Genomic DNA, 19,854 nt, shown 5'->3' on the forward strand with positions numbered 1-19,854 from the left:
CATCATGGGAGAGCATGTCTTTTTTTCATCTTCCATAAAAATACGTTTTGCTTCATAGTAGAGCACCTGCACAAATTTCTTCACATTGACAAGCTGGATGCTAGTCTTTTTATGATGACGTCGACACATCCCCTTTTTTCTTGATGCTCGCTGTGATGAGCTGGGTCAATGTGTCAGAACCTTTTTTTGAAAGGTGAACACCATCGGGCTGGAAATAGGATGGCTGTCCACTAGCGGCTGAATGCCAATCAACCAAGGTGACATTTTGATCTTGATCGGCCACTCGCTGAATTACCGCATTCACATCATTTTCCCATGACCTCGGGACCCTCGTATTCACTAGGAAAATATGTGCCTTTGAAAAGTTTTGAATGAATGCTGTCAGCGTGTCCTCAGTAAAATAACCATTTGTGCCAAGTTCAATGATAACAGCGGCATCAGGTTGATTAAATGATTTGTATTGAGGGGCGATGCTGATGGCTTCGTTCATCTGTCTGCCAACTTTCCCATCGATGGTGATCTGTTTATATGCTTTTTCAAGATTCGGCGCAATGTCTAACATGACAGAATCACCAATGGCAAGAATTTGGTGAAATTGTTTTTGATCAGCTGCTTTTTTCTCGTGCTTTTCTTTCTTTTTTTTCGCTTTTGATTCAGAAGGTTCGGCTGTTTTTTTCGGTGCTGTCTTAATTTGCGTCACTTCCTTCACATGTGGGGAGGAAGTGGACGAGTTAGACATGCCAATGATAAATAAGATCAAAAGAGCTGCGGTGATTCCCAGGAACACCTTATTAGATGTAGACCATTGTTTGATGCCTTTTTTCCAAATAGACCAAGAGGCAAAATATTGTCTGAAGCCATGCTGGCGGATTGGCTGTTCGATGAAGCGATAGGAAGCCTCAGCAACTAGTAAAATGGCGATGAGTTGCAATGTGACACGCGCGATGGAAGGCTGTCCAATTTCAATGACCGGTGTGGTCAGTACGATAATGGGATAATGCCATAGGTAAATACCATAAGAACGCTTACCAAGCCAGACGAGCGGCTGAAAGGACAGCCATTTCCCGATAAGACTTGCAGGGTGGCAGACGCACGCAATTAAGATGGCCGCATTCAGACAGAATAAAAGCATGCCGCCCTGATAGAGAAAGGCATCGAAATCGTCCACTGCATAAATACAAAGTAGGAAAATCGCAAACGAACCGAACCCGGCAATATGTAAAATACGTCTGCCAACAGGAAGTAATTTCTTGCTGGATAGTCTTTGCATAGGCCACACAAATGCCAGACTGCATCCAATCAAGAGCGCAAATGCACGAGTATCTGTTCCATAATAAACCCTGCTTGGATCTGTATCTGGTGAATAAAGAATCGCCATCCATAGGGCGGAGACAAGTGCTAGGCCAAAGGTGATCATAGGCAGGTGAGATCTGTTTTTTACCCATTTCAGCCCTGCAATCAACAGGACCGGCCAAATGATATAAAATTGCTCTTCAATTGCCAAAGACCACAAATTTTTCAGTGGAGATAGGGCATTGAAGCTATCAAAATATGAAAGCTCGTGAAAAATATACCACCAGTTACTGACATAAAAAAAGGACGATATGGCATCGCCACGAATGGACAATAATGCGTTTGAACCAGCAATCGCGCACCAGCTGACGGTAATAAAAATCATGATGTAAGCAGCTGGAAGAAGCCTCCTGATCCGTCCCATCCAAAATGGCAAAAGCTCTTGATAGCCTAAATCCTGCTTATGTAACAAGATCGTTGTAATCAAGTAACCAGAAATGACAAAAAATAAATCAACGCCAAGAAACCCGCCGCTTGCGGGTCCGATATGTAAGTGATAAGCAATGACTGCCAATACAGCAACGGCTCTTAGTCCATCTAATCCTAAAATATAACGAAAACGATTTTCCTTGCTGTTCATGAAAATGAATCCCCCATCAATGTCAAACGCTTCTTTTTGTTGTTCATTCAAAAGAGCAACGATTCTTTTATTTTATATAAGATTAGACGAATCAGCATTACATTTTGTTGGCGAATTTCTGTCTTTTTTTAAATTTTTTATATGAAAAAGGAATTGGTGGGTGAAGAGATGTCGAATTTGATACTCAAAACCAAAATCCCTGTCATAATAAAAGTAGAAGGAAAGGGGATGTGTTGAATGAGAACGATCGAAAATGATCAGTTATTGATTCAAATTCATGAAAAGGGAGCGGAAGTCAGGGAGGTGCTTGACAAGGAAAGCGGGCGTCACTATATGTGGTCTGGTGATCCAGCTTATTGGGGCAGGGTGTCGCCTGTCTTGTTTCCGATTGTTGGGCGATTAATGAATGATCAATACAAGATTGACGATCAAACCTTCGAGCTCACGCAGCATGGATTTTTGCGTGATGTCAATTTTGATTTATATGAAGAAACGGAGCATACGGTGACCTTTCAATATGAATCAAGAGGCCGGCACGTGAAACAATACCCGTATGAATTTACAGCACGTATTCGTTATGAACTATTAGAAAATGGACTGAAGATTTCCTGGGAAATTGATCATGACGGAGATGATACGATGTATTTCTCCATTGGAGGGCACCCAGCATTTCGAGTTCCTCTTGTTGAAGGTGAGCAAGCAGCAGATTATTCACTCACATTGACACCTTCGACTGAACATCTCCCTGTGCAATATGAACTGCGGAATTCACTTGTCAGAGAGAAAGGAAAAGGCATTGAGATTGAGCCGATCCAGCTTCGGCCAGAGCTTTTTCAGCATGATGCGATGATCTTTAGCCATATCAATCGAGTGTCTTTGACTTCTAGGGCAGGTCACGGAGTTGAGGTCGACCTCACTGGTTTTCCGTTCGTGGGCATTTGGTCGCCTTATGATCAAGAAAAAGGAACGATGGCTCCTTTTGTTTGTATTGAGCCGTGGTATGGCATCGCCGATATGGAAGGGACGAATGGGGAGTATAAAGAGAAGTTTGGCATTCAAACGTTAGAAATGAATGAGACCTTTCATGCAACGTATACCGTTTTCTTCAAATGAACAATTGTGCATGAAGAGGTGAACAATTTGTTATGATAGAAGAAAAAAGGGGGCGTATGAATGGATCGAGAGAAACAACAGCTGAGTATTGAAGCGGCAAGGCTTTACTATTTGTCTGATTACAGCCAGCAGGAAATTGCCAAGCAGCTCAACTTGTCGAGACCGACTGTATCTCGGCTGCTTCAATATGCGAAAGAGAAGGGATACGTCCAAATTACGGTGATGGATCCGTTCGAGGATTTAAACGAGCTTTCTTCATTGCTCAAGGAAAAATATGACCTACTCGAAGCTCATGTGGTGTTTTCGCCAAAGGACGACTATCCAACCATCACCGATTATTTGAGCCGATTTGGTGCAGATTACTTGCAAGAAACGGTGAAAGACGGTGATATCGTTGGCGTGAGCTGGGGAACGACTATGTATCAAATTGCACAAAAGATGCAACCTAAACAGGTAAAAGGTGTAGAGGTTGTCCAGCTCAAGGGCGGAATCAGCCATTCTCATGTGAATACATATTCTGCGGAAACCATTCAGTTGTTTGCTGAGGCTTTTAAAACAGCACCGCGCTATTTGCCGCTTCCTGTTGTATTTGATAGTGCTGCTGTCAAGGAAATGGTTGAGCAGGACAGACACATTCAGCGAATTATTGAAATGGGCAAGCAGGCGAATATCGCTGTGTTTACTGTTGGAACGGTAAGAGATGAGGCACTTTTGTTTAGACTAGGTTATTTCCGTGAAGAAGAAAAAGCGCTCCTCAAGGCATCCAGTGTCGGAGACATTTGCTCGCGTTTTTATGATCAAGATGGACGCATTTGCAGTAAAGCCATTAACAATCGCACAATTGGTGTGGAGTTAGATGATTTAAGGAAAAAAGAACGATCCATTCTTGTCGCTGGCGGTCATCGAAAGGTGGCTTCTATACACGGCGCACTAAGAGGAAAATATGCGAATGTATTGATCATCGATCAGCACACAGCGAGGGCTCTTTTAAATGTCACAAAATAGATGAACAAAATTTCATAACCATGTTTACAATTGTTCATCCGTCATATATGATGAAAGTATCATAATTAAAAGGAAGTGTGAAGCATGACGATAGCAAAGCTCATTGATCATACAGCACTAAAACCAGATACATCTAGAGCTGCAATTATGCAGTTACTTGAAGAAGCAAAGACTCATCAATTTGCATCTGTTTGCGTGAACCCAACTTGGGTATCTCTTGCGTCGAAAGAACTAGCAGGAACAGGTGTTGATGTATGTACAGTCATCGGTTTCCCGTTAGGCGCAAACACAACAGCGGTGAAAGCATTCGAAACAAAGGATGCGATTGAAAACGGTGCAACAGAAGTGGACATGGTCATCAATGTTGCCGCATTGAAAGACGGCGAATATGATGTGGTTGAACAAGATATTCGTGCAGTTGTAGACGCAGCAAAAGGCAAAGCATTAGTGAAAGTTATCATTGAAACATGTTTACTTACTGATGAAGAAAAAGTCAAAGCTTGTGAGCTTTCAGTGAAAGCGGGCGCTGATTTTGTGAAAACATCGACTGGATTTAGTACAGGCGGTGCAACAGCTGAGGACATCGCATTAATGCGTAAAACAGTAGGACCTGACATCGGTGTGAAAGCATCAGGCGGCGTGAGAACAAAAGAAGACGTTGAGGCAATGACAGCTGCAGGTGCTACCCGTATTGGCGCGAGTGCAGGCGTTTCCATTATCAAAGGGGATCAATCATCTCCTTCGAAAGACTATTAATTCATACGATCCTATGGTAGGATAACATTCATGACTCATAAATGATGAAAAAGTCATATGCGGAAGGAACTCACTTCTGGGAATTTCTTCCGTGTTTTGTTTACGAAATAGGGTTTGTTCCATACAAGCGCATTAATGTAAACGAATTCATTCAAGGAGGAAAAACATGAAATACGTGATTGGTATCATCGGTTTGCTAGTGATTCTCGCCATTGCATGGCTGGCTAGTAATGGGAAAAAACGAGTGAAATTCCGTCCAGTAATTGTCATGATTGTACTGCAATTTATTTTAGGTTATATCCTGCTCAATACAGGTGTTGGAAACTTCCTAGTCGGAGGCTTTGCAAAAGGATTCCAAATGCTTCTAGGCTATGCCGGCGAAGGAATCAACTTTGTATTTGGCGGGTTAATGAATGATAAAGCGTCTACGTTCTTCATCAATGTTTTACTGCCGATCGTTTTTATCTCAGCGTTAATCGGTATCCTGCAGCATTGGCGTATTCTTCCGCTTATCGTACGTGGAATCGGATATTTGCTTAGTAAAGTAAACGGTATGGGAAAACTAGAATCTTACAACGCAGTAGCGTCTGCGATTTTAGGTCAATCAGAAGTCTTTATTTCTATTAAGAAACAACTTGGATTATTACCTCAGCAGCGTCTTTATACATTATGTGCATCTGCAATGTCGACGGTATCGATGTCGATTGTTGGTGCGTACATGCAAATGATTAAGCCAGAGTACGTGGTTACAGCACTTGTGCTGAACCTATTTGGTGGATTTATTATCGCATCGATCATCAATCCATATGAAGTATCTAAGGACGAAGATATGCTTGAAGTCGTTGAGGAAGAAAGACAATCCTTCTTCGAAATGCTTGGCGAATATATTATGGATGGTTTCAAAGTAGCGATTGTTGTTGCTGCAATGTTAATTGGATTCGTTGCATTAATTGCGATGATTAACGGTATCTTTACAGCTGCCATCGGTGTTTCTTTCCAAGATGTACTTGGATATGTCTTTGCTCCATTTGCGTTCATTGTTGGTGTTCCTTGGAGCGAAGCGGTACAAGCAGGAAGCATTATGGCGACCAAAATGGTATCTAACGAATTTGTGGCAATGCAAATTCTATCCGGTGATGCTTTCCAATTCAGTGCTCGTACAGAAGCGATCATTTCTGTATTCCTTGTATCATTCGCTAACTTCTCTTCTATCGGTATCATTGCAGGAGCAGTCAAAGGCTTAAACGAAAAGCAAGGGAACGTTGTCGCACGCTTTGGATTAAAGCTGTTATTCGGTGCAACTCTTGTCAGCTTCTTAACAGCAGGTGTTGTCGGTTTAATTTTCTAATTTAAAAAAAGGAATGGTGAAAACAATGAGAATGGTAGATATCATTGCGAAAAAACGTGACGGAAAAGAATTATCTTCAGAGGAAATTTCTTTCTTTGTCAAAGGTTATACGGACGGAACAATTCCTGACTACCAAGCAAGTGCCTTGGCTATGGCAATTTTCTTCCAAGATATGACAGATCAAGAACGTGCAGACTTAACACTCGCTATGGCGAACTCAGGAGATACAATTGACCTGTCTGCTATTGAGGGTATTAAAGTAGACAAGCACTCAACAGGCGGTGTAGGTGATACAACTACGCTTGTACTCGCTCCTCTTGTTGCGGCACTAGATGTACCTGTTGCGAAAATGTCTGGGCGCGGCCTTGGGCATACAGGCGGTACAGTGGACAAGCTTGAAGCGGTCAAAGGCTTCCACGTAGAAATTACAAAAGACGAATTCATCGAGCTCGTGAACCGTCATAAAGTAGCGGTTATTGGTCAATCAGGCAACCTGACACCAGCTGATAAAAAGCTGTATGCTCTTCGTGATGTGACAGGAACTGTTAACTCAATTCCGCTTATTGCAAGCTCCATTATGAGTAAGAAAATTGCTGCTGGTGCAGATGCGATTGTACTTGATGTGAAAACAGGCGCAGGTGCTTTCATGAAAACACCAGAAGACTCAGAGAAGCTTGCAAAGGCCATGGTGCGCATCGGAAACAACGTAGGCAGACAAACGATGGCGGTCATCTCTGACATGTCTCAGCCGCTAGGATTAGCGATTGGAAATTCTCTTGAAGTGAAAGAAGCGATTGATACGCTTCGAGGCGAAGGTCCTGAAGACTTAAACGAGCTTGTGCTCACATTAGGAAGTCAAATGGTCGTTCTTGCGAAAAAAGCAGACACACTTGATGAAGCAAGAGAAAAGCTGATTGAAGTGATGAAAAACGGCAAAGCACTTGAGAAATTCAAGGAATTCTTAGAAAACCAAGGTGGAGACAGCTCAATTGTGGATCAGCCTGAAAAACTGCCGCAAGCACCTTACAAAATCGAAGTACCTGCAAAAGAATCAGGTGTCGTAGCTGAAATCGTCGCGGATGAAATCGGTGTTGCAGCGATGATCCTTGGAGCAGGACGCGCAACAAAAGAGGATGATATCGACCTATCTGTCGGCATCATGCTGAACAAAAAAGTAGGCGATCGTGTTGAAAAAGGAGATTCACTTGTGACTCTGCATGCGAATCGAGAAGATGTTGCAAATGTCATGGAGAAAATTTATGACAACATCCGCATCGCTGATCATGCCGATGCACCAACATTGATCCACACGGTCATTACTGAATAAAGAAAAAGGACAAAAGTGATTCGTCGCTTTTGTCTTTTTTTATGCTCGTCTTTTTCTATTGAAATAAAAAAATTCACTTTATGAAACAAACCTCTTGCAATCATCAAACAATGGGTGTATATTAATTGACGAGTCAATGATTGATATATCAAGTAATTGATTTCTGAATAGAAAAGAGGGGATGGCATTGACTGCATTTTGCTCTGAAGAGGCAGAGGTATTATATCGTTTGCAGTGCGTGAACCGTATGATGGGCGTGAAGTTCGAAGCATGCACGGGCATCAGTCAATCAAGACTTGAGTTGCTATCGCTGTTATTCCAAGCCGATGAAATCAGCCAATCAGATTTGCAGAAAAAAGTAAATATTGATAGTGCAGCTGTGACGCGTCACTTGAAACAGTTAGAAACAAAAGGAATGGTCACACGCAGAAGAAAACCAGAAGACAATCGAGTCACACTTGTTCGCTTAACAGACGAAGGCAGAACAAGAATCGAAGCTTCTAAAATAGAAAAAGAACGATTTATCTCAGAAATGCTTGAAAACGTAAGTGAAGAAGAACGAAGGCTTCTCACTGATGTGCTCATCCGTATACAACAAAACATCGAAAAGATTCAAACAACCTAAAGGAGTGTTACACATGGCTACAACATTAAAAACAAACGATTTTATGGAAATTATGAAAGGGCGCCGCTCTATTCGTAACTATGATCCATCTGTGAAAATCAGCAAAGAAGAAATGACAGAGATTTTAGAAGAAGCAACAACTGCACCATCATCAGTGAATGCACAGCCTTGGCGCTTCATGGTGATTGACAGCCCAGAAGGAAAAGAAAAGCTTGCACCACTTGCAAAATTCAACCAAACACAAGTGTCAACATCAGCAGCTGTCATTGCAGTTTTTGCAGATATGAAAAGCGATGAATACTTAGAAGAAATTTATTCAAAAGCAGTAGAGCATGGCTACATGCCGCAAGAAGTGAAAGAAAGACAAATTGCTGCATTAACTGCACACTTTGAAGTTCTTCCAGAGCAAGTGAACCGCGAAACAATTTTAATTGACGGTGGGATTGTGTCTATGCAGCTTATGCTTGCTGCACGTGCACACGGTTATGATACAAATCCAATTGGCGGATATGATAAAGAAGTAATCGCTGAAACATTTGGCTGGGATAAAGAACGTTATGTACCAGTCATGCTGCTATCAATTGGGAAAGCAGCTGACGAAGGCTATGCATCTTACCGTTTACCGGTTGATCGTATTGCTGAGTGGAAATAATATCTTTTCAAAAGGAGACGATCAAATGATTATTATTCATGCAGGGATGACCATTCATCCAGAAAAAGAAAACGTATTTTTAGAAGAAATCAATGAATTAATGAAAGCTTCACAGGCTGAAGAAGGCAATGTTTCCTACAAGCTGTTCAAGGATACAGATAAGGAAAATACCTTTTTAATGGTAGAAGTGTGGAAAGATGACGCAGCGGTTCAAAGCCATAATGCAAGTGCTCATTTCCAAGCGTTCGTAGCGAAGGCAAAAGAATTCTTAGCCGCTCCACTTGACGTGGTTGCCTTTCAAGGCCAGCAGCTTTCATAGAAAAACAACAAACACCCTAGGCGGTTATCGCCTAGGGTTCTTTTATTTTCGACATATGGTTCCACCCATTTCATTCACGTATTGTGCATTTTCCACAAAATTTCTGAAAATAAAATGTTTTTCGACTTAACTATATTGGAATATGCTAGAATTAGATATTATTTATTACCAAAATAGGGAGGAACCAAAATGAAACAAGGGAAATGGACGAAAATTGCACTAACCGCTGTCCTAAGTTTAGGAACATTGACAGCTTTCAGCACCCCTCTATCTGCCCACACCACAGAAAAATCAACATCCTCTGATGGCGGTCATTATTCAGGTATTCCATTTGACTCAAGTGTCGTAAATGAAGACCGTCTCGTCAAAGCCTTGAAAAAACAAGGAAAGATCAAAAAGAATGCCAATGAGGTAGAAACCCAAAAAGCATTAAAGAACTATCTAAAGAAAAAAGAAGAATCGGCAATGAAACAAAGTGCCAGCACCTTAACAGAAGAGCCTGAATTCCTGAAAGAATACAAACAAGAGGTACATAACAAACTTGCAAAAAAGAAAAAGTTAAAGAAGCATAAAGGAAAAGAAGGCAATCAAGTAAAGCCGGTCAAAAAGGAAAAGTATAAAGGTGACGTCCGCAATGATAAGGTATTGGTTTTATTAGTAGATTTTAAAGATTATAAGCATAATAGTATCAAAAAAGAAGAGACTGATATGTATTATGACAAGTTTGATCAACAGCATTATCAAGATATGCTTTTCGGAAAAAATGGCTACATTGGTCCAGATGGGAAACGAAAAGTATCCATGAAGCAATATTATGAAAAGCAGTCCGGCGGCAGTTACACAGTCAGTGGAACAGTTGCAGGATGGTATACAGCGAAGCATGAAGCAGCTTATTACGGAGGGAACGTACCTGACGATTCAGGCAGTGACGGCAGACCGCGCGAATTGGTAAAAGAAGCACTCGAAGCAGCAGCAAAAGATCCAAATGTTGATCTTGGGGAGTATGATCAATGGGACCGCTATGATATTGATGGCGACGGTGTTTATAACGAGCCAGACGGCATCATTGACCATCTGATGGTCGTTCACGCGGGTGTAGGTGAAGAAGCAGGCGGCGGACAACTTGGCGCTGATGCGATTTGGTCACACCGCTGGTCACTTGGTGATGTATTTGAAATTCCGGATACTGAATCTGAAGTCGGACAAGGCGGGAAAATAGGCGCATTGGATTACACCATTGAGCCTGAAGATGGCGCAGCAGGTGTGTTTACACATGAATTCGGACATGATCTTGGTCTTCCTGACGAGTACGATACACAGTACACAGGCAACGGAGAGCCCGTTTCTTACTGGTCGATCATGTCAAGCGGAAGCTGGGCAGGTAAAGTGCCTGGCACGGAACCAACAGGCTTTAGCCCATATGCGAAAGAAATGCTTCAAAATCTACATGGGGGCAACTGGCTTTCTGGACAAACCATCGATGGTAAAACATTAAAGAAAAGCAAAACCGTCTTAATTGATGAAGCAGCAACAAAAGGAACGAACCATGATGCCGTTCGAGTCGATTTACCAGATAAAGAGATTGTCGTTACGACACCTGCTCAAGGAAAATATTCGTACTTCAGCGGAACGGGTGACAATTTGAATGCAACCATGACGACAACAGGTATTGATTTGTCAAAAGGAAGCAAAGCAGAGCTGACATTTAAAGCATGGTACGATATTGAAGAAGATTATGATTATGCGTATGTCGAAGTGCGTGAAACAGGGACTGATCAATGGAAGACCATCGCGGGTAACATCACGAATGATCGAAATGAAGCAGGTGCAAACGAAGGCAATGGCATCGATGGAAAATCAGACGGCTGGGTAGATGCATCCTTTGACCTGTCTGCTTATGCAGGGAAGAAAATCGACCTGCAATTCCGTTACACAACCGATGCAGGCTATTCACTTCCAGGTTTATTTGTAGATGATCTGAACGTCAAAGCAGATGGAACGAACGTATGGTCAGATGATGCCGAGGATACATCTACTTTTACCTTTAATGGATTCTCAAAATCTAATGGAAAACAATATGCAGCACAATACTATTTACTAGAGTGGCGCTCTTATGCTGATGTCGATAAAGGCTTAAAGCATATTAAACGTGGTGCAAGTCTGATGAGCTATAATAACGGTTTGGTCGTGTGGTTAGTCGATCAATCATACAGTGATAACTGGGTTGGAAAGCATCCGGGGAACGGCTTCCTTGGCGTAGTAGATGCAGATCAGCAAGTATTAAAATGGAGTGACGGTTCCATTGCTGCCACAGGCTTCCAAGTACATGATGCAGCATTCTCTTTGAATCCAAGTACGAAGCTGAATATCGATTATACAGCAACAACGGGCTTAACTTTGCAAGATCGCTACATTCGCCCGACTCGTACATTTAGTGATAAAAAGAACTATGTGAATCCAAATAACCCAGATGCAGGACGCGATGTACCGAACTATGGATTATCCTTTAAAGTCGTTGGACAAAGTAAGGATCGTTCTGTTGGAAAGGTGTTAATTTCGAAAAGTAACTAAATAGAAAGCCGGATTCTACTATTGAATTCGGCTTTTTGATATGTGAGAAAAGGATTATAAGGACACGATTTGGTTTTTAATCGAATGTCTGTTCTTTTTTATTTTGATATCCGAATGAAACCATTATATAATAGAGCCTGGAAGGTTTTTCTTTCAACCATGATTCTTTTAGCTGTTAAAACAAAGGAAAGGATGAGCGTTACCAATGAGTTATGTCACTGCCAAGCAATTAAAGGTGATTCGAGGGACGATGCAGACTTTTTGCAGCCATTTGGAGTATGATGGTCATGGTAAGCTTCATATCAATACCATCATGGCTTTTATTAAAAAGGAATTCGGCGTGAGAAAAATGAAAGACATTCCACAAAGTCGCTTTACAGAAGCGCTAGAATTAATACAAGACTTCGATTTATACACGGACAAAATAGAGATTCGTGACCGTCTATCAGAAAGGAATTAACTAAATTGAATATTTTAGCAATGATTTTAGTAGGAATTGTCGCATTAGAACACATTGTCATCATGTTATTAGAAATGTTTTTTATGGAATCAAAGATGGCGAAGAGATCTTTTAAGCTGCCAGAACACTTGCAAAAAGATCCAAATGTCAAAGTGATGTTTGCTAATCAGGGGCTTTATAACGGGTTTTTAGCAGCAGGACTCATTTGGGGACTCATTCTTGGATCGAATACTGTTGGATATATGATTCAGCTATTTTTCATTCTTTGTGTGATCATCGCAGCAGTATTTGGCGGTGTAACATCCAATAAATCAATTATCATCAAACAAGGAGTACCAGCGCTTCTTGCATTAATTGCACTGATGCTGGCGATCTAATCTTAAAATAAAGCCGCCCCTAGAAAGGGCGGCTTTTATCTTTTTCGAAGTCCCATCAAACGAATAATGGATGTCAGACAAAGGGCAACAGCAACGGCCAAAATGATTTTTCCGTACATGACCCCTGTTAGGTTCATCAAAAAGACGGCCAATATTATACAGAGCGTGATGATGATCATCACAATCGAATAGGTTTTCATCTCTTTTTCCACTCCTTTAAAAATCCCCTCATGTGACACGAGAGATCTGTCAATCTTTCCTCATATTATATCACTCAATGACAATTTTACATGAAATTCCCTACCAATAGAATGTGACATATTGATTAGATTTTGAGTCATACCATATTTTTTAGAAAATCGGGTATAACATAAAGAACTGACCCGAAGTCATATTGCTTGATATTTAATTGTGCAAAATATAAAATAACCACAGGATAAATCGAAAGGATGATCAAGATGAGTAAGAAAGTGTTATTAGTATCGACAAGCAGCCCAGAAATGAATGGACATCCAACAGGCTTATGGTTAGAAGAGTTAGCAGAGCCATTTCATATTTTTAAAGAAAATGAACTAGAAGTACAAATTGTCTCTATTCAAGGTGGCACTGTACCAATTGACAAAAATTCAATTCCTGAAGGTGTCCCAGCGCAATATCAAGATGTGTATGAACGACTTCAAGACACAAAGGCGCTTACAGATGTGAATCCAGCTGATTATGACGGCATTTTCTTTGCTGGGGGACACGGCCCTATGATCGACTTTGCGTCTAATCAATTGGTAGCGGAGGCGATCTTAGCGGTTTCAGATAAAAATGGTGCGATCGGAGCCGTTTGTCATGGTGTTTCAGCATTCGTTGATGTGAAGGACAAAAATGGCAAATCATTTATCGAAGGCAAAAAAATCACAGGCTTCACCAACGAAGAAGAGGAAGCCGTGCAGCTGACATCAAAGGTTCCATTTTTATTGGAAACAAAACTTCGTGAGCAAGGGGCAGCGTTTGAAAAAGGAGATGCCTTTGCGCCATTTGCTGTCGTTGACGGTCAAATCATTACTGGACAAAACCCAGGATCAAGTGCAGAAACAGCACGTTTGTTTGTCAAAACTATTGCATAAAACGTTCAAAAACCAGCCGTTACTCATGCGGCTGGTTTTTTGTTATAAAAATGTCCCAAAAAAGACCAAAACAATGATTGGAATAATGGTAAAATTATCACAGGGTAAAAAACCCAAATGAGGAAAAGGGGATGTTCCTGTGAGAGCATTTTATGTCAAAATCACTGCAGCTTTACTGTCTGTTTTACTCGTCGCAACAGGTTTGTTTTCACCAGCATTAAAAGCAGAAGAAGCACCAAAATCAAGTGGGAAACGATCACCACTGACAGAAAAAGCGATTCAGCAAGTGCAAGAGTCGTTTTTAAAGCAGGATGAAGGAACCGCTATCCAACAGAAGCAAGTGAAAAAATCATTTAAAGTGAATAAGAAGAAAGGAATCAGTATCAAACGAAAAGCTGCTAAAGATGGCAAAATGCGCACGTCTGCCGTTCGCTCCATTGATGGACTAGCCATAAATCAATCGGCTGTCTTAACAGAGGACGACCCAGTTGATTTATGGTTTTTAAGCACATCTTCACCTCAGGCACTCATCAGCCGGATTACCTCTTCAAACCCTGATTATTTCGTTCAATTATTTGTTGTTGATTATGAAACAGGACAAGCCTACCCAACGGATCTTATTCAACCGGCAGGCAGTCTGATTGCGTTAAGCAATTTACCAGCGGGTGATTATGCGTTTGGTATTACCAGCGGTGGAGACTTTGGAGACTCATATACATTACAGGTGAATGCCAAAAACCCACCAAATTTCACAGGTGCTGAATCCCTGTCATCAACATTGCAATACTTTGTCGCTACGTATGCCAATGGGGATGTTTTCGCAAATGGTACAAAAGTATATAACAAACAATCTAAGATCGCCGATTATAAATGGGAGCGTGTATTTTACTTCTCATATGATGGAAAATATGAACAGAGAACTCATTCTGTTGACAGTGTGAAGGTGAAAAGTATTTCGGCACCAGTGTCGTACTCTGCTCCATACGCAAGTTCCTCAGAGGCCATTCTCGTCTACTTAGATGTGGAGACTTTATTTATGTATCATGAATCATCGTTTGCTAGCGGGCAGTACTACCATAGTAGCTTTGTTGATACACTTGGGAAGACGACACCAAGACGCTTAGATATTGATGATATGACAAATTACGGTGATCATATTTTAGCTGTAGATTTAAAAACAGGAAAGCCGATCGATTTCTTCAGTGTGTTGAATTTCTACTATGCTGCAGGGATCGAGAAACTGCCAACAATCAGAACGTTGAATTAAGAAAGGCGGTTGACATCAAATCGCCACATGTGTAGAGTAAAGATAATTAAATGACAAAAGTCCACTAGGGGAGTCATGTATGACTGAGACAAGAGAAAATCTTGGACCCTTTGAACCTGATCTAGTTCGTACTAGCGGAGGGAAGTGGAGCTGGACCTTGTCTTATTCATGATTGAATCGATAAGAAGGCCGCTCCATTTGGGGTGGCTTTTTCATTTATTCAACTGAAGAAGAGGAGGCTTTTTTTATGACATTTTCTACGCAATTAAGGAAAGAAGCAGAACCGTTATTTGAAGCCATTTATCAGCATCCGTTCGTCAGAGGCCTGGCAGCAGGAAAGCTGGAAAAGGAACAGATCATTCATTATGTCAAACAGGATGCAGAATACTTACAAGCATTCATTAAAATTTATGCAGCAGCGCTTAGCAGATGTACAGACAGAGAGGATATTGCTTTTTTTCATCAGCAGATTGCGTTTGTACTAGATAGTGAAACGCACCCCCATCAAAACCTTTGCCGAGTGGCAGGAGTAGCATATGATGAGCTCCAAGGTGCTTCTTTGGCTCCGAGTGCTCATCACTATATTCATCACATGCTGCAAGTCGCACAGGAAGGTACGCTTGGTGAAATCATCGCTGTCCTGCTTCCATGTCCTTGGACATATTGGGAAATAGGGAAACGAATGCTCACAGATGTGCAGCCAGACCCGTCACATCCGTTTTATGAATGGATCACGTTTTATGGAGGATTAACCGATTCTGTCACAGGTGAGCTTTGCAAGCGGCTCGATCAATTGGCGGAAGCAGCAAGTGAGAAGGAAAAGGAAAAAATGAAACAGCATTTTATCTTAAGTTGCCAGCTCGAATACAAGTTTTGGGAAATGGCCTTCACTGTTGAAGAGTGGCCAGTTCAACTGGAGGTGCATTCATCATGACATGGAAGATGAAAGAAGTCGTCCTTGCTGTGATTTTATCCGTTGCGTGCGGTGTGATCTATTTAGGATGGTCCACACTTTACTTACCGATTACAGCACTTGTTGGCCCAGCAGGAGGCAATATCATGTTTGGAATATGGGTCATTGCTAGTCCAATCGTTGCGTATATCATTCAAAGGCCGGGGGCTGCCCTGATTGCGGAAACAGCTGCCGCGGCTGTGGAATTATTGACAGGCAGCCACTTCGGACTTTCAGCTTTGCTGATTGGTGTATGCCAAGGGCTTGGGGCAGAAATCGCCTTTGCTCTTTTTGGGTATAAACGATACCGCATGTGGACACTGATGCTGTCTGGTGCCTTTGCCGCTATCGGAGCGATGGCGTACAGTCTCGTGGCAAATGGCTTTAGTTATTACACGCCTCAAGTTTTACTTATGACCCTTGTGACTCAAATTATTAGTGGAATGATACTTGGCGGCTGCCTTGCGAAAGTGGTGGTGGACGCACTATCCAAAACAGGTGTACTGAATCAATATGCCATCATGAAAGAAAAACGAAACAAAGGTGAACAGCATGAATTCATTTCTCGCGTGCAATGATCTGACTGTTCGTTTTTATGAACAGCCTAAGCCTGTTTTAAATCAAATCTCTCTGACGATTCAAAAAGGGGAAAAGGTGCTTATTTTAGGACCGAGCGGAAGCGGGAAATCCACGCTCATTTCGGTTCTGGCTGGAATCATTCCAGAGCATGTGGAAGCAGACATGCAGGGTGAAGTGGTGTTACAAAGACATACAGGCGTCATGTTTCAAGATCCAGACTCTCAGTTTTGTATGCACCGCGTCAATGAAGAAATTGCCTTTAGCTTAGAGAACCGTTCCGTCCCTCGGGAAGAGATGGATGATATCATTCAGCAACTCATGCAAAAAGTCCAACTGAATGTTGATCCGCATACAGAGATTCACACTTTATCTGGCGGCATGAAGCAGCGATTGGCACTTGCTTGTTTACTAGCATTACAGCCGGATGTTCTATTCTTTGATGAACCAACCGCACAGCTTGACCCAGCAGGTAGAATGGACATATTTCAACTGCTGCAGCAGCTTGCAGCCGATCAGCAACAAACCATGATTTTTGTAGAACATGTGCTAGACGGTGTCATCGAATGGATGGATCGGGTGATTTTATTAGATGATCAAGGCTGCATTTTAGCAGATGGGGCTCCAAAAGATGTGCTCGTGACATATGAGGAAGAAATGAAAGAGGCAGGAATTTGGCGGCCAAAATTATTTCCCGAGAAATGGTCCACGATTATTCAAGATCCATTTCATCCACTAAGTCAAACCTTTATGCAAACCTATGAAGCAAGAAAAGCGAAGCATGAAAAAGTGCCGTCATTCGAACGAGAGACAATGATTCGTACAGAAAATCTTCAATTAAGCTACGGGAAAAAAAGGATTATGAGTAATCTTCAGCTTGATATCAAAGCAGGAGATTGGGTGGCGATTATTGGAGAAAATGGGAGCGGAAAAAGTACGTTTCTCAAACATTTGATCCGCTTAGAGCCAGCTAAAAAAGGTCATATTTTCTTAAAAGAAACAGACCTTAAAAAATGGTCTGACCGACTACTCTATGAAAAAGCAGGCTTTGTGTTTCAAAATCCGGAGCTTCAATTTATACAAGACACAGTATTCGATGAAATTGCCTTTGGCGGCAGACAGCGAAACTGGCCAGAATCAGTCGTACAAGAAAAAACGGTCCAGCTGCTGAAAGAGTTCGGTTTAGAGAAGCATGCAAAAGCACATCCCTTCACCTTAAGTTTAGGGCAAAAAAGAAGATTGAGTGTTGCCACGATGCTCCTTTTTGATCAAGATGTATTGCTGTTAGATGAACCGACTTTCGGTCAGGATGAAAAAACAGCGAAGGAATTAATGAGGCGTTTAAAAGAACGGCAGCGCCAAGGCACGACCATTGTGATGGTTACACATGATATGGAACTTGTCGATGAATGTGCCGATCAAGTGCTTCTTTTTCATCAAGGCAAGCATATATATGATGGTCCCCCTTATGATATATTTTCAAATCAGGAACTTGTCGATGCTTATCAGCTGAGAGCTCCTTTACATTATCGCTATGTGGCAGAAAGAAAGGATGTGCTGACGATTGCAAAGTAATCATTCCTTTCTTTCTACTGTGAATCCAGTCATGAAATTACTCGCTCACCTGCTTGCGATGGGCTGCCTCATGGCGATATCTGATCCTAAAACAACCTTTATCATCTGGCTGTTTGCTCTTGGCATTGGACTTGTTTTAGGTGGATGGAATATGAAGTATCTCATCACAAGACTTCTCCCTTATCTGCTCTTTTTTATTCTAGTCTTTTGGATGATGGCGGCCTTCGGCAAGGGGGATCATACTGTTTGGAAGTGGGCGTGGTTTCATATCACGGAGGAGAGTTTAAGAAATGGTCTCACCATCGCTTTCAGAATGCTTGGATTTGTAACATTTGGCCTCCTTTTTACGTCCACCACAGATTTGACGGCATTTATGATGAGTTTGATTCATCAATGCCGAATGTCCCCAAAATGGGCGTATGGAATGCTTGCCGGGTTCCGGTTTATTCCGTTATTTCAAAGTGAATTAAAACAAATGAAAGCTGCACATAAAATCAGAGGCTACAAGCAAAAAAACAGCTGGAAGGCCTTTATGCGTTATGCATTACCCCTTTTTACGCAGGGCGTACGAAAATCAGAACGCTTAGCGATTGCAATGGAAGCCAAGGGCTTCACAGGGACGAGAGAGCGAACGTATTATCATATCATCAGCACCTCATGGATTGACTATATGTATCTTTTTCTCATCGGTATCAGTGTCTTCATGTGCATTTACTATGTTTAAAAAACACCCACATTCTCTTGATAGAATGTGGGCTTTTTATATGTCTTAGGTCATTTGATTGATATTAGTACACATTACAGGCTGTAATAGATCATATAACGAACCGATAAAGAAGATGTACTGAGAAAAAGAGAGGATGAACGTAAGCGAATGTCACAGAGAATTGATAACATAATAGACGCTTTACCAATCATTGGACTTGCTATGAGAGAACAGCTAACCTTTTCTGTTTTAGGGAAAGAGAAGGTTCTTTATTATCAGCAACATGGGAATATTGATTTAGGATTTAAAGCTGGTGATACAGTAGATCCTGGATTCCAAAACTTTGCGATGCTGAAAAATGGGAGAGAACCATCGTTTATCCAAATTCCGAAAGAAGTATACGGGATTCCAATGGATATCGTAGCCGTTCCAATTACTGATGAATCAGGTCAAGTGGTTGCTGCCTTCTGTGTGGCCTATGACCAAACCAATCAACAACGATTAGAGCACATCATGACGGAGAGCAATGAAGCTTCCGAAAAACTAGTCGCAATGGTACAGCAGGTTGCCGCACATTCAGAGGAACTACAAGCGACAAGTGAACAAATTCTACAAAATACGAAAACCACTGTCGAAAATTCCTCTAAAATCAATCAAGTGTCCAATCTCATCAAAGGTATCTCTGATCAAACGAACTTACTTGGACTCAACGCATCAATAGAAGCTGCAAGAGTGGGAGAAGCAGGAGCAGGCTTTGGAGTGGTCGCAACAGAAGTGAGAAAGCTGTCTACTCACGCGAAACAGGCGACAACTGATATTGAAACAGCCCTAAAAGATGTGCAGGGATCGATCAAAGGAATGGAAGAAGAAATTGCGCAAATTGTCGCTTCCTCTGAGCATCAGGCAGAACTTGTAGGCACTTTTACAAAAATTATTGAAGGCCTTCATGAAACAAACGAAACAATGAAAGCATTAGCAAACGACTTAGTGAACTATCAAGTGAAATAAAAAAAAACGATAAAACCTCCACCTGAATTGGAGGTTTTTTATCATTTCAAGGTGAGAAACTTGTTAGGATTATGACCGTTTTATCGCTGACAGGCAGGATACACTTCTGTATGATAGAAAAAGAGAGACTAGTTTTGTCATTAGACCTATTCATAAGGAGGAAGATCAT

19 protein-coding genes, 1 pseudogene and 1 riboswitch are annotated in these 19,854 nt (G+C 41.6%); of the genes and pseudogenes, 18 read left to right on the top strand and 2 right to left on the bottom strand.

Annotation, left to right across the window (positions count from 1 at the left end):
* Positions 1–109: 109 nt before the first annotated feature.
* Positions 110–1,933 (bottom strand): acyltransferase family protein, encoded by a 1,824-nt coding sequence (locus OIT90_RS00805; protein ID WP_474892159.1) that lies wholly within the window; start codon positions 1,931–1,933, stop codon positions 110–112.
* A 237-nt stretch (positions 1,934–2,170) separates the two neighbouring features.
* On the opposite strand from OIT90_RS00805, the gene OIT90_RS00810 reads away from it, so the two are divergent.
* The 11 genes and pseudogenes from OIT90_RS00810 to OIT90_RS00860 all read left to right on the top strand — a co-directional run bounded on the left by OIT90_RS00810 (position 2,171) and on the right by OIT90_RS00860 (position 12,486).
* Positions 2,171–3,046, top strand: coding sequence for an aldose 1-epimerase family protein (locus OIT90_RS00810; RefSeq protein ID WP_474892160.1), 876 nt, complete (start codon positions 2,171–2,173; stop codon positions 3,044–3,046).
* A gap of 60 nt (positions 3,047–3,106) precedes the next feature.
* Positions 3,107–4,051, top strand: coding sequence for a sugar-binding transcriptional regulator (locus tag OIT90_RS00815; RefSeq protein WP_474892161.1), 945 nt, complete (start codon positions 3,107–3,109; stop codon positions 4,049–4,051).
* 84 nt (positions 4,052–4,135) lie between these two features.
* The gene (gene deoC / locus OIT90_RS00820; RefSeq protein WP_039182640.1) at positions 4,136–4,807 is read left to right on the top strand and encodes a deoxyribose-phosphate aldolase; all 672 of its coding nucleotides are present in this window, start codon (positions 4,136–4,138) and stop codon (positions 4,805–4,807) included.
* Between the two features lie 166 nt (positions 4,808–4,973).
* Entirely contained in the window at positions 4,974–6,155 is a 1,182-nt protein-coding gene (locus OIT90_RS00825) for a NupC/NupG family nucleoside CNT transporter (RefSeq protein ID WP_039182637.1), read from the top strand.
* A gap of 25 nt (positions 6,156–6,180) precedes the next feature.
* Positions 6,181–7,482 (top strand): pyrimidine-nucleoside phosphorylase, encoded by a 1,302-nt coding sequence (locus OIT90_RS00830; RefSeq protein ID WP_039182634.1) that lies wholly within the window; start codon positions 6,181–6,183, stop codon positions 7,480–7,482.
* Between the two features lie 140 nt (positions 7,483–7,622).
* Positions 7,623–8,107 (top strand): annotated as a pseudogene (locus OIT90_RS00835) (MarR family winged helix-turn-helix transcriptional regulator).
* 13 nt (positions 8,108–8,120) lie between these two features.
* A complete protein-coding gene (locus OIT90_RS00840) occupies positions 8,121–8,759 on the top strand; it encodes a nitroreductase family protein (protein WP_039182629.1) in 639 nt (212 codons plus the stop codon).
* Positions 8,760–8,784: 25 nt separating this feature from the next.
* A complete protein-coding gene (locus OIT90_RS00845) occupies positions 8,785–9,078 on the top strand; it encodes a putative quinol monooxygenase (protein ID WP_039182626.1) in 294 nt (97 codons plus the stop codon).
* A gap of 189 nt (positions 9,079–9,267) precedes the next feature.
* The gene (locus OIT90_RS00850) at positions 9,268–11,649 is read left to right on the top strand and encodes an immune inhibitor A domain-containing protein (protein WP_039182623.1); all 2,382 of its coding nucleotides are present in this window, start codon (positions 9,268–9,270) and stop codon (positions 11,647–11,649) included.
* Between the two features lie 205 nt (positions 11,650–11,854).
* A complete protein-coding gene (locus OIT90_RS00855; protein WP_039182618.1) occupies positions 11,855–12,109 on the top strand; it encodes an ORF6C domain-containing protein in 255 nt (84 codons plus the stop codon).
* A gap of 5 nt (positions 12,110–12,114) precedes the next feature.
* Positions 12,115–12,486 carry a DUF1304 domain-containing protein gene (locus OIT90_RS00860; protein WP_034281380.1) on the top strand — a complete coding sequence of 124 codons (372 nt, stop codon included), beginning with the start codon at positions 12,115–12,117 and terminating at the stop codon, positions 12,484–12,486.
* A gap of 35 nt (positions 12,487–12,521) precedes the next feature.
* Here the strand turns inward: OIT90_RS00860 and OIT90_RS00865 are convergent, their stop codons facing one another.
* Positions 12,522–12,686 carry a hypothetical protein gene (locus tag OIT90_RS00865; RefSeq protein WP_003214630.1) on the bottom strand — a complete coding sequence of 55 codons (165 nt, stop codon included), beginning with the start codon at positions 12,684–12,686 and terminating at the stop codon, positions 12,522–12,524.
* A gap of 258 nt (positions 12,687–12,944) precedes the next feature.
* Between OIT90_RS00865 and OIT90_RS00870 the strand changes: the two genes are divergently transcribed.
* The 7 genes from OIT90_RS00870 to OIT90_RS00900 all read left to right on the top strand — a co-directional run bounded on the left by OIT90_RS00870 (position 12,945) and on the right by OIT90_RS00900 (position 19,685).
* Complete coding sequence (locus tag OIT90_RS00870; protein ID WP_144468129.1) at positions 12,945–13,601, top strand: type 1 glutamine amidotransferase domain-containing protein; 657 nt, start codon at positions 12,945–12,947, stop codon at positions 13,599–13,601.
* 139 nt (positions 13,602–13,740) lie between these two features.
* Positions 13,741–14,868 carry a hypothetical protein gene (locus OIT90_RS00875; protein WP_474892162.1) on the top strand — a complete coding sequence of 376 codons (1,128 nt, stop codon included), beginning with the start codon at positions 13,741–13,743 and terminating at the stop codon, positions 14,866–14,868.
* A 56-nt stretch (positions 14,869–14,924) separates the two neighbouring features.
* A riboswitch (TPP riboswitch) is annotated at positions 14,925–15,028 on the top strand.
* An 87-nt stretch (positions 15,029–15,115) separates the two neighbouring features.
* Positions 15,116–15,802, top strand: a complete 687-nt coding sequence (tenA, locus tag OIT90_RS00880; protein WP_025093767.1) for a thiaminase II — start codon at positions 15,116–15,118, stop codon at positions 15,800–15,802.
* Positions 15,799–16,398, top strand: coding sequence for an ECF transporter S component (locus OIT90_RS00885; RefSeq protein WP_474892163.1), 600 nt, complete (start codon positions 15,799–15,801; stop codon positions 16,396–16,398). Before tenA ends, OIT90_RS00885 begins: the two co-directional genes overlap by 4 nt.
* Complete coding sequence (locus OIT90_RS00890) at positions 16,373–17,971, top strand: ABC transporter ATP-binding protein (protein ID WP_474892164.1); 1,599 nt, start codon at positions 16,373–16,375, stop codon at positions 17,969–17,971. Before OIT90_RS00885 ends, OIT90_RS00890 begins: the two co-directional genes overlap by 26 nt.
* The gene (locus OIT90_RS00895) at positions 17,961–18,695 is read left to right on the top strand and encodes an energy-coupling factor transporter transmembrane component T family protein (RefSeq protein ID WP_474892165.1); all 735 of its coding nucleotides are present in this window, start codon (positions 17,961–17,963) and stop codon (positions 18,693–18,695) included. Before OIT90_RS00890 ends, OIT90_RS00895 begins: the two co-directional genes overlap by 11 nt.
* Before the next feature lie 534 nt (positions 18,696–19,229).
* Positions 19,230–19,685 (top strand): methyl-accepting chemotaxis protein, encoded by a 456-nt coding sequence (locus OIT90_RS00900; protein WP_404841210.1) that lies wholly within the window; start codon positions 19,230–19,232, stop codon positions 19,683–19,685.
* The last annotated feature ends 169 nt before the right edge of the window (positions 19,686–19,854 follow it).

This window comes from Bacillus sp. ABR, assembly GCF_056172715.1.